General features: G+C 73.6%; 18 protein-coding genes. 11 read left to right on the top strand and 7 right to left on the bottom strand.

The window, feature by feature from the left end; genetic code table 11:
* Position 1 precedes the first annotated feature (1 nt).
* Positions 2–643: a GNAT family N-acetyltransferase gene (locus tag SERN_RS04995; RefSeq protein WP_199241514.1), complete on the bottom strand. Its 642-nt coding sequence runs from the start codon at positions 641–643 to the stop codon at positions 2–4.
* Between the two features lie 146 nt (positions 644–789).
* Here SERN_RS04995 and SERN_RS04990 point away from each other — a divergent pair, with 146 nt between their 5' ends.
* Complete coding sequence (locus SERN_RS04990; protein WP_135849063.1) at positions 790–1,500, top strand: class I SAM-dependent methyltransferase; 711 nt, start codon at positions 790–792, stop codon at positions 1,498–1,500.
* A gap of 22 nt (positions 1,501–1,522) precedes the next feature.
* On the opposite strand, the gene SERN_RS04985 is transcribed toward SERN_RS04990, so the two are convergent.
* Entirely contained in the window at positions 1,523–2,158 is a 636-nt protein-coding gene (locus tag SERN_RS04985; protein WP_158292570.1) for a TetR/AcrR family transcriptional regulator, read from the bottom strand.
* Between the two features lie 84 nt (positions 2,159–2,242).
* Between SERN_RS04985 and SERN_RS04980 the strand changes: the two genes are divergently transcribed.
* The 4 genes from SERN_RS04980 to SERN_RS04965 all read left to right on the top strand — a co-directional run bounded on the left by SERN_RS04980 (position 2,243) and on the right by SERN_RS04965 (position 4,425).
* Complete coding sequence (locus SERN_RS04980) at positions 2,243–2,848, top strand: dihydrofolate reductase family protein (protein ID WP_135849061.1); 606 nt, start codon at positions 2,243–2,245, stop codon at positions 2,846–2,848.
* On the top strand, positions 2,841–3,263 hold the full coding sequence (locus SERN_RS04975; RefSeq protein ID WP_135849060.1) for a DUF1579 family protein: 423 nt from the start codon (positions 2,841–2,843) through the stop codon (positions 3,261–3,263). The genes SERN_RS04980 and SERN_RS04975 overlap by 8 nt, the downstream gene beginning before the upstream one ends.
* A 156-nt stretch (positions 3,264–3,419) precedes the next feature.
* Positions 3,420–4,004, top strand: coding sequence for a dihydrofolate reductase family protein (locus SERN_RS04970; RefSeq protein ID WP_158292569.1), 585 nt, complete (start codon positions 3,420–3,422; stop codon positions 4,002–4,004).
* Positions 4,005–4,080: 76 nt separating this feature from the next.
* Entirely contained in the window at positions 4,081–4,425 is a 345-nt protein-coding gene (locus SERN_RS04965; protein WP_135849058.1) for a hypothetical protein, read from the top strand.
* Here the strand turns inward: SERN_RS04965 and SERN_RS04960 are convergent.
* The 3 genes from SERN_RS04960 to SERN_RS15710 are packed head-to-tail and all read right to left on the bottom strand — an operon-like array spanning position 4,415 to position 5,862.
* Positions 4,415–4,675 carry a hypothetical protein gene (locus tag SERN_RS04960; RefSeq protein WP_135849057.1) on the bottom strand — a complete coding sequence of 87 codons (261 nt, stop codon included), beginning with the start codon at positions 4,673–4,675 and terminating at the stop codon, positions 4,415–4,417. The two genes, SERN_RS04965 and SERN_RS04960, sit on opposite strands and share 11 nt — an antisense overlap.
* 56 nt (positions 4,676–4,731) lie before the next feature.
* The gene (locus tag SERN_RS04955) at positions 4,732–5,613 is read right to left on the bottom strand and encodes a GNAT family N-acetyltransferase (protein ID WP_135849056.1); all 882 of its coding nucleotides are present in this window, start codon (positions 5,611–5,613) and stop codon (positions 4,732–4,734) included.
* Positions 5,614–5,673: 60 nt separating this feature from the next.
* A complete protein-coding gene (locus SERN_RS15710) occupies positions 5,674–5,862 on the bottom strand; it encodes a DUF2630 family protein (protein WP_233251487.1) in 189 nt (62 codons plus the stop codon).
* Between the two features lies 1 nt (position 5,863).
* Between SERN_RS15710 and SERN_RS16035 the strand changes: the two genes are divergently transcribed.
* Positions 5,864–6,484 (top strand): hypothetical protein, encoded by a 621-nt coding sequence (locus SERN_RS16035; protein ID WP_332888457.1) that lies wholly within the window; start codon positions 5,864–5,866, stop codon positions 6,482–6,484.
* Here SERN_RS16035 and SERN_RS04945 read toward each other — a convergent pair.
* Together SERN_RS04945 and SERN_RS04940 are read right to left on the bottom strand one after the other, a co-directional pair.
* A complete protein-coding gene (locus tag SERN_RS04945) occupies positions 6,442–6,780 on the bottom strand; it encodes a hypothetical protein (RefSeq protein WP_135849055.1) in 339 nt (112 codons plus the stop codon). The two genes, SERN_RS16035 and SERN_RS04945, sit on opposite strands and share 43 nt — an antisense overlap.
* 141 nt (positions 6,781–6,921) lie before the next feature.
* Positions 6,922–7,857: a cupin domain-containing protein gene (locus SERN_RS04940; RefSeq protein ID WP_158292568.1), complete on the bottom strand. Its 936-nt coding sequence runs from the start codon at positions 7,855–7,857 to the stop codon at positions 6,922–6,924.
* 81 nt (positions 7,858–7,938) lie between these two features.
* Here SERN_RS04940 and SERN_RS04935 point away from each other — a divergent pair, with 81 nt between their 5' ends.
* The 5 genes from SERN_RS04935 to SERN_RS04915 all read left to right on the top strand — a co-directional run bounded on the left by SERN_RS04935 (position 7,939) and on the right by SERN_RS04915 (position 12,721).
* Positions 7,939–8,742, top strand: coding sequence for an NmrA family NAD(P)-binding protein (locus tag SERN_RS04935; RefSeq protein ID WP_158292567.1), 804 nt, complete (start codon positions 7,939–7,941; stop codon positions 8,740–8,742).
* Between the two features lie 173 nt (positions 8,743–8,915).
* On the top strand, positions 8,916–10,205 hold the full coding sequence (locus SERN_RS04930) for an inositol-3-phosphate synthase (RefSeq protein WP_135849052.1): 1,290 nt from the start codon (positions 8,916–8,918) through the stop codon (positions 10,203–10,205).
* A complete protein-coding gene (locus SERN_RS04925) occupies positions 10,202–11,074 on the top strand; it encodes an SCO3242 family prenyltransferase (RefSeq protein WP_199241513.1) in 873 nt (290 codons plus the stop codon). The genes SERN_RS04930 and SERN_RS04925 overlap by 4 nt, the downstream gene beginning before the upstream one ends.
* A gap of 85 nt (positions 11,075–11,159) precedes the next feature.
* Entirely contained in the window at positions 11,160–12,047 is an 888-nt protein-coding gene (locus SERN_RS04920; RefSeq protein ID WP_135849050.1) for a sugar phosphate isomerase/epimerase family protein, read from the top strand.
* Positions 12,044–12,721, top strand: a complete 678-nt coding sequence (locus SERN_RS04915) for an EboA domain-containing protein (protein WP_135849049.1) — start codon at positions 12,044–12,046, stop codon at positions 12,719–12,721. The genes SERN_RS04920 and SERN_RS04915 overlap by 4 nt, the downstream gene beginning before the upstream one ends.
* The last annotated feature ends 2 nt before the right edge of the window (positions 12,722–12,723 follow it).

Here is a 12,723-nt window from a genome sequence, read left to right as displayed (position 1 = left end):
GTCAACTCTTCGTCGGAGCTGCGGGGGAGGGGGCGATCGTTCCCGGTACCGCCGGTACCCCGTTCGGTGCGGCCGGGGCGATGCTCGCCGTGACGATCCACGCGTGCTTGCCGACCTGGCGCAGGCGGGCGAATCCGACGGACTCGAGCAGCTCCACGGTGCTGGAGAACAGGAAGCGGCCGACGGTGGTGCGCCCCGCCGTCGTCTCGGCGATGGCCTCGACGCTGCCACCTCCGGCCGCGGCGATCAGGTCGACGGCGCCCTCGACGGCGGCGCGCGCCACACCCTGTCCGCGGTGCCCCTTCCCGACGAACACGCAGGTCAGGCGCCAGTCGGGCGACGGCGGAGGCTCCGCCTCGTAGGCGCGGCGGTGCTTGATGCGCGTCAGCTCGGCCGGGCCGCCGAACTGGGCCCACCCGACGGCGCCGCCGGTCGCGTCCAGGACGAGGGCGGCGTGTGCCCGGTCGGTCATGACGCGCTCGCGCTTGGCGTCTCGATGGTTCAGACCCGGCGTTCCCGTCTCGGGGTGGAAACCGATGCACCAGCAGCCGCCGAAGATGCCGCCGTTCGCCTCGACGAGGGCGTCGAACGCGTCCCAGGTGTCCGGCCCCAGAGGAACGACGCGCAGGGGTGCCTCGGCCATGGGGTGCCTTCCGCCGTCGGGCGCGATCCGGTGATCGTGGTGGCGGGCATCCTGCCACCGGGGAGAGGCGTGGTCGAGGGGCGGGGCGTCGGCGCTGCCGCCGGCTGACCTAGGTTGGCGGGACGCACGCGACGGAGGGAACAGGGATGAGCGCCGACGACTACGACGGTTTCGCGACCGACTACGACGAGGAGAACGCCGGCAGCCTGCTCAACGCGCACTACGAGCGGCCCGCCGTGCTGGACCTGCTCGGTGACGTGGAGGGCCGGCGGATCCTCGACGCGGGGTGCGGGTCGGGGCCGCTGGCGGCCGAGCTCGTCGCCCGGGGCGCCGACGTGTCCGGCTTCGACGGCAGTCCCGCGATGATCGAGCTCGCGCGACGTCGCCTGGGCGGGGCGGTGCCCCTGACCGTGCACGACCTGGCCGAGCCGCTGCCCTACGAGGACGAGAGCTTCGACGACGTCGTCGCGTCGCTCGTCCTGCACTACCTGCAGGACTGGGAGGCGCCGCTCGCGGAGATCCGGCGCGTGCTGAGGCCGGGCGGCCGACTGGTGGCGAGCGTCAACCACCCGTTCGTGCGTCCGTTCAACGAACCCACGGAGGACTACTTCGCGACCCGCGAGTACGGCGAGGAGGTCGAGCTCAACGGCCGCAGCACCACCCTGACCTTCTGGCACCGGCCGCTGCGGGAGGTCGTCCGGGCGGTGGCCGACTCCGGACTGGTGCTGCGGGTGCTGGACGAGCCGGCGCCGTCGCCGGACACGCCCGCCGAGCTGATGCCGGCGCGCATCGCGAGCGGGGAGCGGAGCGCGTTCCTTTGCTTCCTGTTCCTCGTGGCCGAGAAGCCGGCGGGGTAGGGGGAGACGGCTTCGCCGATCGTCAGGCCGAGGTGGTCCGTCCGAAGTCCGCGGGCCCGGCCGGGGTGCCGGGGAGTGGCTCGGACGCGGGCGCGAGACCGGCGGTGATGAGGGCGGCGTACCGCCGCCGGAGCTGGTGGGCTCGTTCCCCGTCGGGAGCTCGGAGGCCCCCGATGGTCTCGAGCAGCTTGTTGAGGTCCAGCCAGTCGACCTCGGCGCGGAGGGCGCCGGCGTCCTGCAGGCGTGACACGAGGCGTTCCCCTGCCTCCCACCCCTCGGCGGAACGGCGGCGGTCGCGGGGGGAGGGATCGAAGCGTCCCGAGATGGCGAGCGCCATCGTGTGGGTACCCGTGGAGGCGGCGTCGGCGAGGAAGCCGGCCAGGACGATCCGCGGGGCGACGCCGTCGTCGAGGTCCAGGTGGCTGCGCTCGATGCGAGAGACGTACGTCTCGGTGACCTCCTCGCCGACGGCCTGGAGCAGGACCTCCTTGCTCGCGTACCGGCGGTAGAGGGCCGACTTGCCGACTCCTGCCCTGGCGCCCACGGCCGAGATCGGTGCATCGGGATCGTCGGTGAAGACGGCCCGCGCGGCCTCGAGGATCCGGATGTCGTTCTCCGCCGCCTCGCGGTGTCGACCTCGTGGGCTCTTCTCCTGCACGCCTGAACTATAGACCGGACCGGTCCGGTCTGTTATCTTCGACGCACCCGCCCGTCGGGCGCACCGATCGAGAGGTGTCACGTGATGAGCAAGGTCATCGTGAGCACGATGCTCAGCATCGACGGCTGTGCGGACGGGCCGGGCGGCGACGTGTCGGCCGTGCCGATGGACGCGGCCTTCAGCGCCTACAACGTGGAGCGCGTCAGGGCCGCGGGTCGTCTGCTGTTCGGCGGGACGGGTTATCGCGGGATGCTGCAGTACTGGCCCGCACGGGTGGGCGATCCGGAGGGCTCGCCCGACGACGCGTACATCGCCTCGCGCTACGCCGCAGGTCTTCCCATCATCGTGATCTCCGACAGCATCACGTCGGCGGACGTCACGGCGTTCGAGGCGCAGACCACGATCGTGCGGCGCGGCGACGCCCACCGCGCGATCGCGAGCCTCCGCAGCTCCGAGGAGCCCGGGGACGTGCTGCTGTTCGGCGGGCTCACCCTGTGGACGGACCTGCTGCGCCACGGGCTCGTCGACGAGCTGCACGTCATGGTCGGCCCGCGCGTCGTCGCCGGCGACCACCGGGCGTTCGAGGGTCTCGGGGGCCTCGACCTCGACCTGCTCGGTGTTCGCACGTGGGCGGACTCGGCCAACGTCGTTCTGACGTACGCGCCGACGAACGGGGCACCCCGTGGCTGACGAGAACGAGCACGAGCGGCTGGCTGTCTTCGTCGGGGACTGGGCCGCCGAGGGCACGGCCTACGGAACGGATCTCGAGGGATCGCCGTGGCGGAGCGTCCACACGGCGCGTTGGCACTCCGGCGACCGGTTCGTCGTCCAGGACGAGCGCGCCAACGGCCCCTTCGACACCATGAGCTTCCTCGGCTGGGACCAGGAGCGCGGGACGTACTTCTCGTGGAGCATCGAGAACCACGGCTACAACCGCGAGTACCTGCTCACCTGCGACGGCGACACCTGGACCTTCACCGGTGCCCAGGAGCGAGCCACCATCCGGTTCAGCGACGAGGGACGTACCCAGACCCACCACTGGGAGTTCCGACCCGAAGGAGAGTGGATCACCCTGTGCGACCGCGTCGCGCACCGCGTCGACTGACCCGCACGCCCACCGGCACCGCCATCGCGCTCGCCGTGCGCACGTGACGACGCAGCGCCCTCGACCAGGGAGCACCACCATGTCCGAGCACCACGTCACCCTCACCCGAGTACTCGACGCCGACCGCGACGCGGTCTGGCGGGCGGGCGTCCGCTGGTGGGCATCCTCACCGTCGAGCAGATCGTCTCGGCCGACGGATTCGCGGCCGGTGCGGACGGCGGACTGGGCTTCACCGAGGTCGTGCCCTTCGGCGACGAGTCGGACGCCGACAGCCCCCAGCTGCGGTGGCTCGGCACCGTCGACGCGATCCTGCTGGGCCGGAGCACCTACGAGCTCTTCGCGTCGTACTGGCCGACGGCGGATCCCGCCGTCGACGCCACCGCCGGCCCGATGGCAGCCCTGCCGAAGCACGTCGTGTCGCGGACCCTCGAGCACGCCCCGTGGGGGGCCGGTCAGGCGGAGGTGCTCCGTGGTGGCGCGGTGGCCGCGGCCACCGCGATGCGCGAGCGCTACGCCTCCACCGTGGTCTGGGGAAGCCTCCGACTGTCCGAGGCGCTGCTGGGCGCCGGCCTGGTCGACGAGCTGAGGCTGAGGATCGTCCCGGTGCTGCTCGGAGCAGGCCGCACCTTCGTACCGCCGAACCTCGGGGCCAGGGCGTTGCGCCTCGAGGACGTCGAGCGGTACGACACCGGCCACCTCACGGTGACCTACCGCGTCGCCCAGGGTGGTGACGCCCGGTAGCGGCGGCCCACGCGGGGTTGCTCCGGAGGAGGGCGCCGACGCTCGGTCGGACGCATCGGGCTGGTTCAATGGCGAGGTGACCGACCTCGATGCCCCGCAGGTCCACACCCTCGTCCACCGACGCCCGGCCGCACTCACGGCCGGGTGGTACGCCCTCGTGGTCGCCATCGTCGTGAACGTGCCCATCGTGCTGTGGGCGCTGCTCATGGCCGTCCTCGGGCTGACGCTGAACGACGGCCCGTGGTGGTCGTGGGTGGAGGCGGTCCCGTTCGCGCTGATGATGCTGATGATTCCGGCGGCTCTGCTGGTGGCGTTCCTGTGGTTGGCGCGACGTCTGTCGTCGGGGAGGCCCTCTCTGCTCTTCTCGGGCGCCCTGATCCTGGTCGGCGGCGCCGTGTGCCTCGGCCTGGTCACGAGCTGACGTCGCGGACTCGGGAGAGGTGTCCGGTCTCGGGATCGACACCGCCGAGGACGTGGACGATCTCCCTCCTGATGACAGCGTCGTCGATCGGTGTACGGGTGGACGACGCCAGGGTGAAGCCGTAGCTCGGATCCGGCCCCGACACCCACGCAATGTCGTAGCAGCGCGACTCGTCCGCGCGTTCGGTCACCGTCCAGCGATGACCGCCGACCACCCACTCGTCGTCGGAGGTCGTGCGCACGTCCGCCATGGCGACAATCCTCCACCGCCACGCAGACGAGAGCGATCGCGGGGGTGAGCTCGCCGTCAGACCGGGCGCCGCAGGTCGCGCACCTGGGGCAGCTCGCGCATCCCGGCCGAGCGATAGGTCGCCACCGCGCCGACGTTCGCGCTCGGCGTCGCCACGATCATGCTCGACGCGCCCAGCTCGCGCAGGTGCGCGGCCGCCGCGACCGTGAGGGCGCGGCCGTGACCGCGCCCGCGGTGGTCGCGCGAGACCGAGAGGGGCTCGATCAGACCCGGGCGCCCCGCCCCGGCGCTCCACACGATCGCCGTGGCGACGGCGTCACCCGCCTCGTCGTGCGCGAGCAGGCAGCGGGCGTCGGCGAAGGCCGGGCCGGCCGCCGTCGTGCGCCACCGCTGCGCCGTGAAGCGTGAGCGCTCGAAACCCGACGTGTGGACGGCGACGCACGCGTCGACGAGCTCAGGACCGACGACCTCGACACGGATCGAGCTCGGTGCCTCGGCGGCTGCGGCGGCTGCGGCGAGGTCGAGGACCAGGGGCGTCCACGGCTCGTCGTCGACCCAGCCTCGGGTGACCAGGCGAGCGTGGAGCGCCGCGCCCAGTCGCGCCTCGACCGCGGCCGCGGCGTCGGGCAGAACACCGCGGCCCGGGTCCGCGAGGTCGGCCGCGACGGCGGAGGCGAGCGCCTCGTCGTCGTCCCGCTCGGGGTCGAGTCCGAGACGCACGAGGCCGTCGCCGTCGAGGAAGCCGACGGCGGCGAGGTGGCCACCGCCGTCGTGCCACGTGCGGACGCGCGGCGCGAGGGCTGCGGCTCCGACCTGCCAGGCCCAGCCGAGGTCACCCGGGTGGAGCTGGACGGGCAGGCCGTCGCGCTGCCAGGTCGCGAGGGTCACGACGACGGCGGCCAGGTCGTCGGGGCGCGGCGTCGCCAGGGTGGTGGTCACGGGTCGATGGAACCGCACGCCGCCGGGGGAGTCACGCCGTTCAACCGGCTGTCGCAGGATCTAACCGATGTAACCCTCGACGACGCCTTCGGGTCGCGGGCGGACGCCGGACGGGTCGTGGCCGATCGATCGCTCGGCGTCCCGTCGGCGCAGCAGGTCCCACAGCTGGTCGAGCTGCCGCTCGAGCTCGGCGATGCGCGCGTGCTCCTGCTCGTGGGAGATGCGGCCGGCGGCCAGGTCGGATCGCAACGTGCGCTCCTCCTCGATCGCCGTCGTGATCTGCTCGTGTCATCTCGAGGCTTCGCGCGGGGATCACTTCACCGTGCATCTCGGCGAGGACCGGGCCCTCGTCGTCGTCGGGGCCGACGTGGAGGGTCTGGACGACGAGGCCCTCGTCGAGGGTCTCGTGACGGAGGCGGTCGAGGGCCGGTGCGCCGTCGTCGCCCCGCTTCTGTCGGACGGCGGCGACCGCCGTCGCGACGTGCCCGCCGGTGATCCACTCCGGGGTGAGGATCATGGCGGTCCAGCTCCAGGTCGACTTGTCGCGCGCGCTCGTGAAGGACGCCATGTCGTCGGACCACCACAGGGCCTCGAGCGGCATGACGACGTGGTCGCGCGCGAGCTCGTCGCGACTGAGGAGCTTCAACGTGTACGCGACCGGGTAGAGCGTGGCGAGGACGTCGGCGTAGGCGGGGGCGGTGTTGGGGTCGCCGTGGCCGTCGATCATCAGGTAGGTCAGGGGCGGCACCGTGAGGACGTCGAAGCGGCCGCGCCGCGCGGTGCAGCTCGGGAGCTGCTTCTTCAGGTCGGTGGGCCCGGCCGTGCTGGTCACGAGGTTCCGCCGTCGGTCAGATCCATCGCCCGGAGGTAGACGTCGGTGAGGTCCGGGCACGGCAGGTGGTCGTTGGGACAGCGCATCGGGTCGTTGTCGAAGCAGCCGGGCAGGCGCTGCTCGGCGACCTCGACGCACATCGTGCAGACCGTCTCGGCCGCGAAGTTCAGATACTCGCCCGGGGCACCGCAGAACCCGAGCCGCCACTCGTCGTCGCGGCAGCACACGAGGTGGGCGATGTCGTCGGGATCGGCTCGGAGCTCCAGGGCCTCCTCCGTGCGGGTGGGGGTGTCGGGGGAGGCCTGCCGACCCCCGATCGGTGACGTCCGTGTCATGCGTGGATCCTCGCGCAGGGTGGCGGTCGGGTGCGAGCCCGTTCCCGGTTTCCGGAGCCCTCGGGCACTGCCGAGAACGTCCTGGGTCGCGGCAGGAGGGCTCAGAACGCTAGCGGGGACGTTCTCGCCGGGAGGCTGCGGTCAGGCCGCGCGGCGGCGGGCCGTCGACGGCGCGACGCCCCGGACCCGGCGGTACGCGGTCGAGAAACCGAACTGGTCGCCGTAGCCCACGCGCGCCGCCACCTCCGCCAGCGACAGGTGCGGCTCCGCCCGCATCAGGTCCGTGGCGACGGCCATCCGCCACCGCCGCAGGTGCGTCAGGGGCGGGACCCCGACCCGAGCCGTGAAGGCGCGCGCGAACGCGGCGCGTGACACCGCGGCCTCGGCGGCGAGCGAGGCGACCGTCCACGGTTGCGCCGGGTCCTCGCGGATCGCCTGCAGCGCCGGCCCCACGACCGGGTCCTCCAGCGCCGTCGGCCAGCCGACGGCGTCCGGGTTCTCGCCGAGCCAGCGACGGATCGTCGCGATCGCGAGGAGCTCCATGAGGCGGTCGACGGCGACCTGCTGGCCGGGACGGTTCCGCGTGGCCTCGGCGGCGATCACCCCGAGGACGGGGGTGACGTCGTCGTTCGGGGGCAGCACCACGACGTCGGGGAGGTCCTGGTTGAACATCGCGTACGTCTCGCTGGTCGAGTGGTAGGCGCCGACCAGGACCGAGACGGAACCGTCGGGATCGCCGAAGGTTCGCCCGCCGAGGGAGCACGACTGCGACAGGTCCGCCCCCGTGGCGGGGTCGAAGCACGCGTCGCGGTCGTTGATCACGACGTCGACCGGGGAGTTCGGTCGATCGCCGAGGCGGAGCACGGCGCCGCCCGCGACGATCACGACCCCGCCCTCCTCGACGAGGAACGGCGCGGCGTCGCCGTAGGTGACCCACATGGTCCCCTGGGTCGCGGCCGCCAGGACGCACGGGTACGCGGAGTCGACGGCCAGACCCCAGGGCGGGTCGACCAGGGTCCGACCGACCATCGAGCCGGTCACCCGGAGGTGAGCGAGAGCATCGTCGACGGCGTCCATGCCCACCACGGTAGACGAACGCACATGGATGCGCGACGGACACCCATGGTTCATCTTGCCGACGCTACCCAGGATGGATGCATGACCACCACACAGCAGACCCGTCCCGTCCTCGTCACCGGCGCCGGTGGGAAGGTGGGCCGACGCGTCGTCGCCGGCCTCACCGCCGCCGGCCGCACCGTCCGGCCCGCGTCCCGGTCCACGCCCGTCCGCCTCGACTGGGAGGACGCGAGCACCTGGCCCGCGGCATTCGCGGGAGTCGGCGCCGCGTTCGTCGTGCCGCCCGAGACGATCGTCGACCTCGGGCCGTTCGCCGACGTCGTCGAGAAGGCGGGGGTCGAGCGCCTCGTGCTCCTCTCCGCGCGCCACCCCGAGCAGGGCGGCGAGAGCATCGTCCCGGCGTTCGAGGAGGCCGTCGCCGCGGCGGGCATCCCCGCCGTCGTGCTGCGACCCTCGTGGTTCGTGCAGAACTTCACCGAGGGGATGTTCGTGCCCGAGCTCGCGGGCGGATCGCTCACCCTCCCGGTGGGCGACGGTGCCGAACCCTTCATCGACGCGGCCGACATCGCGGCCGTGGCGGTCGACGCGCTCCTGTCGGCACGGCACGACGGCCGGACCTACGAGCTCTCGGGTCCCGAGCTCCTGACCTTCGAGCAGGCGATCGCGCTGGTGGGGGCAGCGACGTCGCGCGACCTGGCGTTCGTCGCGGCGGACACCGCAGCGTGGGCCGAAGCGGCCGGTGCGGAGCTGCCGCCCGCCCTCGTGGAGCAGCTCGTGAGCCTGTTCACCGCGATCCGACGCGGCGACAACGCCCACCTCGACACGGGGGTCCAGGAGGCGCTCGGCCGCGCTCCCCGGACGTTCGCGGAGGCGCTCGCGCGCTGACGCGGTCGAGGCCGGACGCCGAGAACGTCATGGCTCGCGGAACGGGCAACCAGAACGCGAGCCAGGACGTTCTCGGCAGCCGCGCCAGTCCATGTGGCGATCGCGAACGAAAGTCTGACGGAACACTCACTACGTTTGCTTGACCGGCAACGAAAGCCGAGTACCGTGGAGCCATGCTCAACGTTGAGTCCTCGACGCCGTCGTCCCTCGCCACGGACGCCGCTCCGGACACCGCAGGCCCCGCCGCCACCCCAGGATCGCACGTGCGCGCCCGCACGGGAATCTGGTTCATCGGCGCCCGCGGCTCCGTCGCGGCCACCGCGACCGTGGGGCTGCTCGCGATCCAGCGCGGCCTCGCCCCGACCGACGGCCTCGTCTCCGAGCTGCCCGACGTCGCCGCGGCCGACCTCGTCCCCCTCACCGATCTCGTGATCGGCGGCCACGACGTCGCGCAGCACACCGTCGCCGAGCAGGCCGCGAACCTCGCGCGCAGCGGCGTCATCCCCTACGGCCTGCCCGACCAGCTGGCCGCCGAGCTCGCCGAGGTCGAGGCGCGCATCCGTCCCGGCGTCGCCGCCGGTGTCCCGCAGCGCGCCGGCATCGAGCAGCTCGTGCGCGACCTGACGGCCTTCCGCGACGAGAACGGTCTGAACCGCGTCGTCGTCGTCGACGTCTCCAGCACCGAGCCGCCCGTCGTGCCGTCGCCCGCGCTGGACGATCTCGCCACGCTCGAGGCCGAGCTCGACGGCGGAGGCTCGCCCCTCCCGATCAGCTCGCTCTACGCCTACGCCGCCTTCCGGGCCGGCTTCCCGCTCGCCGCGTTCACCCCCAGCACGGGCCCCGCGTGCGGCGCGCTCGACGCGCTCGCCCGCGAGCTCGGCATCCCGTGGGCGGGCCGCGATGGCAAGACCGGCGAGACCCTGGTGAAGTCCGCGCTCGCGCCGCTGTTCGGCCGCCGCGCGCTCCGCGTGAACAGCTGGACCGCCATGAACATCCTCGGCGGCGGCGACGGCGAGACCCTCAGCGACCCCGAGGCCGCCAAGAGCAAGACCACCACCAAGGGCCTCACGGTCTCCACGATCCTCGGCTACCCCGTCGAGGGTCCGGTGCGCATCGACTACGTCGCCGACCAGGGCGACTGGAAGACCGCGTGGGACCACATCTCCTTCTCGGGCTTCCTCGGCACCCGGATGACCATGCAGTTCACGTGGCAGGGCGCCGACTCGGCGCTCGCGGCCCCGCTGGTCCTCGACCTCGTCCGGCTCCTCGACCGCGCGCACGACGCCGGCCAGTCCGGTCCGCTGTCGGCGCTCGGGTTCTTCTTCAAGGAGCCGCTCGCCGGACGCTCGCACGCGCTCGACGAGCAGTGGCACAGCCTCGTGGACTGGATCGGCGAGCTGCCCGCGCGCAGCACGGCGTCGGCCGCGGCGTCGGCCGCACCCGCCACGCAGCCGACCCCGTGACGCCCTCGTTCGCCGATCTCGCCGAGCTCGTCCGGCTGCCCGCCGTCATCTCCGTCCCCGGTGACTCGCTCGCCGGGGCCGCGGCCGCCGGCTGGCCCGCGGGTGCCCGCACCGCCTTCGCCCCCGCCGCGGCGGCGTGCTTCTACCTCGCCGGGATGGCGCTGAACGACTACTCCGACCGCGAGCTCGACGCCGTCGAACGCCCCGAGCGACCCCTCCCGTCCGGTCGCATCACCCCGCGCTACGCGCTCGCGCTCGCGGGTGGACTCACGGGGGCCGGCCTCCTGCTGGCCACCGGTCTCGGGCGCCGCGGGTTCGGTGTCGCGGTCGCCGTCGCCGCGGCCGCGTGGTCCTACGACCTGCTCGCCAAGCCGACCCCGGTCGGCCCCCTCGTCATGGGGGCGGCCCGCGGGCTCGACGTCATGCTCGGCGCGTGCGGCCACCGCGCCGCCCTCCCGGCCGCGTTCGCGACCGGCGCCCACACGGTCGCCGTCACGGCCCTGGCGCGCGGTGAGGTCAACGGCTCCGACCCGGTCACGGGCTGGTCCGCCGTCGCCACGACGGCGAGCGTGGCCACCGCGACCGTCGTCGGCACGCTCGTGGGCGAGCGTCGTGCGCACTGGCGCGACGCCGTCGCGACGGCGGGGCTCGCCGCGCTCTACGGCGTCACGGTCGGCCGGGCGCAGGCCGCCGCGGCCACGTCGCCCGACGCCGGCACCGTGCTGGACGCCACGCGCCGCGGCATCAAGGGCCTCCTCCCGCTCCAGGCCGCGCAGCTCGCCGCCGCCGCGACCCCGCTCGCGGGTCTCGCGCTCGTCGGCCTCGCCCCGGTCATGCAGAGGCTCGCCCGCCGGATCGCGACGACGTGAGCCCCGTCGTGAACGCCGATCTGAGCCCCGTCGTGAACGCCGATCTGAGCACCGACCTGAGCACCGACCTGAACGCCGACCGGCGATGATCCCCGCGTACGGCACCAACGGCCTCACCGATCACCGGCTCGACGACGCCCTCCGCCTCCTCGCCGACCTCGGCTACGGCGGTGTCGCCCTCACGCTCGACCACGCCCACCTCGACCCGTTCGCCGACGACGTGGTGGCGCGCACCGCGCACGTGGCGCGACTGCTCGCGGAGTGCGAGCTCGCCGTCGTCATCGAGACCGGTGCGCGCTTCCTGCTCGACCCGCGCCACAAGCACCACCCCACGCTGGTCTCCGACGACGGCCGGGAGCGGCGCACCGATCTGCTGCTGCGCGCCGTCGACGTCGCTGTCGACCTGGGCGCCCCCGTGGTGCACCTGTGGTCGGGGATCCTGCCCGAGGGCGTGTCCGACGACGTCGCCTGGGACCGTGTCCTCACCACGCTCGACCCGGTGCTCGACGCCGCGGAGCGCGCGGGCGTGACGCTCGCCGTCGAGCCGGAGCCCGGCATGTTCCTCGAGCGTGCCGCCGACGTGGACGAGCTGTTCGCGCGCACCGGCCGACCCGATCACCTGCGCATGACGCTCGACCTCGGCCACCTCACGTGCAACGAGGAGGACGCGGTCGCCGTCGTGCGCACGTACGGTCCGCTCGTGGCGCACGTGCAGGTCGACGACATGCGCCGCGGGGTGCACGAGCACCTCGAGCTCGGCGACGGCGAGGTCGACCTCCCGCCGCTGCTGCGCGAGCTCGCCGCGGTCGGCTACGCCGGGCTGATGAGCGTCGAGCTCGCCCGCCACAACCACGCCGCGCCCCGCGTGGCCACCAGCTCGCTGGCCGCCGTGCGCGCCGCCGCGGCCACGGCCGGGGTGGCGCTCGGTGGCCCGCGCGAATCCGCAGTGACGTCAGGGAGGACGATCGCATGACCCAGCCGAACGCAGGTCTCGACACGGGGCTCGACACCCAGCGCCTCGCGCAGCAGCAGGAGAGGGTGCGCACCGACCCGGGCGCGCTGCCCGTGCTGTTCGCCGCCGCCGCGCGGACGCTGGGGCGCGGCCCCGCCTCCGACCACGATGCCGCCGGCGATCCCGACGACCTGCTGCACCCCCGCCTGGAGGACCTCGGGCGGCGCGAGCTGCTCCTGGCCTGGCGCCCGGTGGCGGGCGCTCCGGCCGCGGCGGTCGAGGTCCTCGCCGACCTCTACCACCACGGCGACGCCGACGAGCGTCGAGCCGTGCTGCGTGCGCTGCGCGACCTCGACCTCGACAGCGTCCCAGCGGCGGCCCTGGACATGGTGCGCGACGCCCTGCGCGCCAACGACACGCGGCTGGTTGCGGCCGCCGTCGGGCCGTACGCGAGCGAGCACCTCCCGGACGGCGAGTGGCGCCACGCGGTGCTGAAGTGCCTGTTCACGGGCGTGCCGCTCGCAGCGGTCGACGGGCTGGAGCGCCGTCGCGACGACGAGCTGGTGCGCATGGCCGCCGCCCTGGCCGCCGAGCGCGAGGCCGCCGGCCGCGAGGTCACGGCCGACACGCGCCGACTGATCGGCGCCGACGCCGGCGCACCCGCAGACACCGCAGCCACAGACACGAAGGACTGACC

Source organism: Serinibacter arcticus, from assembly GCF_004786095.1.
In the GTDB taxonomy this organism is placed as follows: domain Bacteria; phylum Actinomycetota; class Actinomycetes; order Actinomycetales; family Beutenbergiaceae; genus Litorihabitans; species Litorihabitans arcticus.
The sequence above is the reverse complement of the archived record's forward strand: the minus strand, read 5'-3'. Positions and strand labels throughout refer to the sequence as shown.

Excerpts from the sequence above, each read along its gene's own strand:
- SERN_RS04930 (WP_135849052.1), top strand. The coding sequence starts at position 8,916 with ATGCTCAACGTTGAGTCCTCGACGCCGTCGTCCCTCGCCACGGACGCC.
- SERN_RS04995 (WP_199241514.1), bottom strand. The coding sequence starts at position 643 with ATGGCCGAGGCACCCCTGCGCGTCGTTCCTCTGGGGCCGGACACCTGG.
- SERN_RS04920 (WP_135849050.1), top strand. The coding sequence starts at position 11,160 with ATGATCCCCGCGTACGGCACCAACGGCCTCACCGATCACCGGCTCGAC.
- SERN_RS04915 (WP_135849049.1), top strand. The coding sequence starts at position 12,044 with ATGACCCAGCCGAACGCAGGTCTCGACACGGGGCTCGACACCCAGCGC.
- SERN_RS04945 (WP_135849055.1), bottom strand. The coding sequence starts at position 6,780 with ATGACACGGACGTCACCGATCGGGGGTCGGCAGGCCTCCCCCGACACC.
- SERN_RS04990 (WP_135849063.1), top strand. The coding sequence starts at position 790 with ATGAGCGCCGACGACTACGACGGTTTCGCGACCGACTACGACGAGGAG.
- SERN_RS04960 (WP_135849057.1), bottom strand. The coding sequence starts at position 4,675 with ATGGCGGACGTGCGCACGACCTCCGACGACGAGTGGGTGGTCGGCGGT.
- SERN_RS04935 (WP_158292567.1), top strand. The coding sequence starts at position 7,939 with ATGACCACCACACAGCAGACCCGTCCCGTCCTCGTCACCGGCGCCGGT.
- SERN_RS04940 (WP_158292568.1), bottom strand. The coding sequence starts at position 7,857 with ATGGACGCCGTCGACGATGCTCTCGCTCACCTCCGGGTGACCGGCTCG.
- SERN_RS04980 (WP_135849061.1), top strand. The coding sequence starts at position 2,243 with ATGAGCAAGGTCATCGTGAGCACGATGCTCAGCATCGACGGCTGTGCG.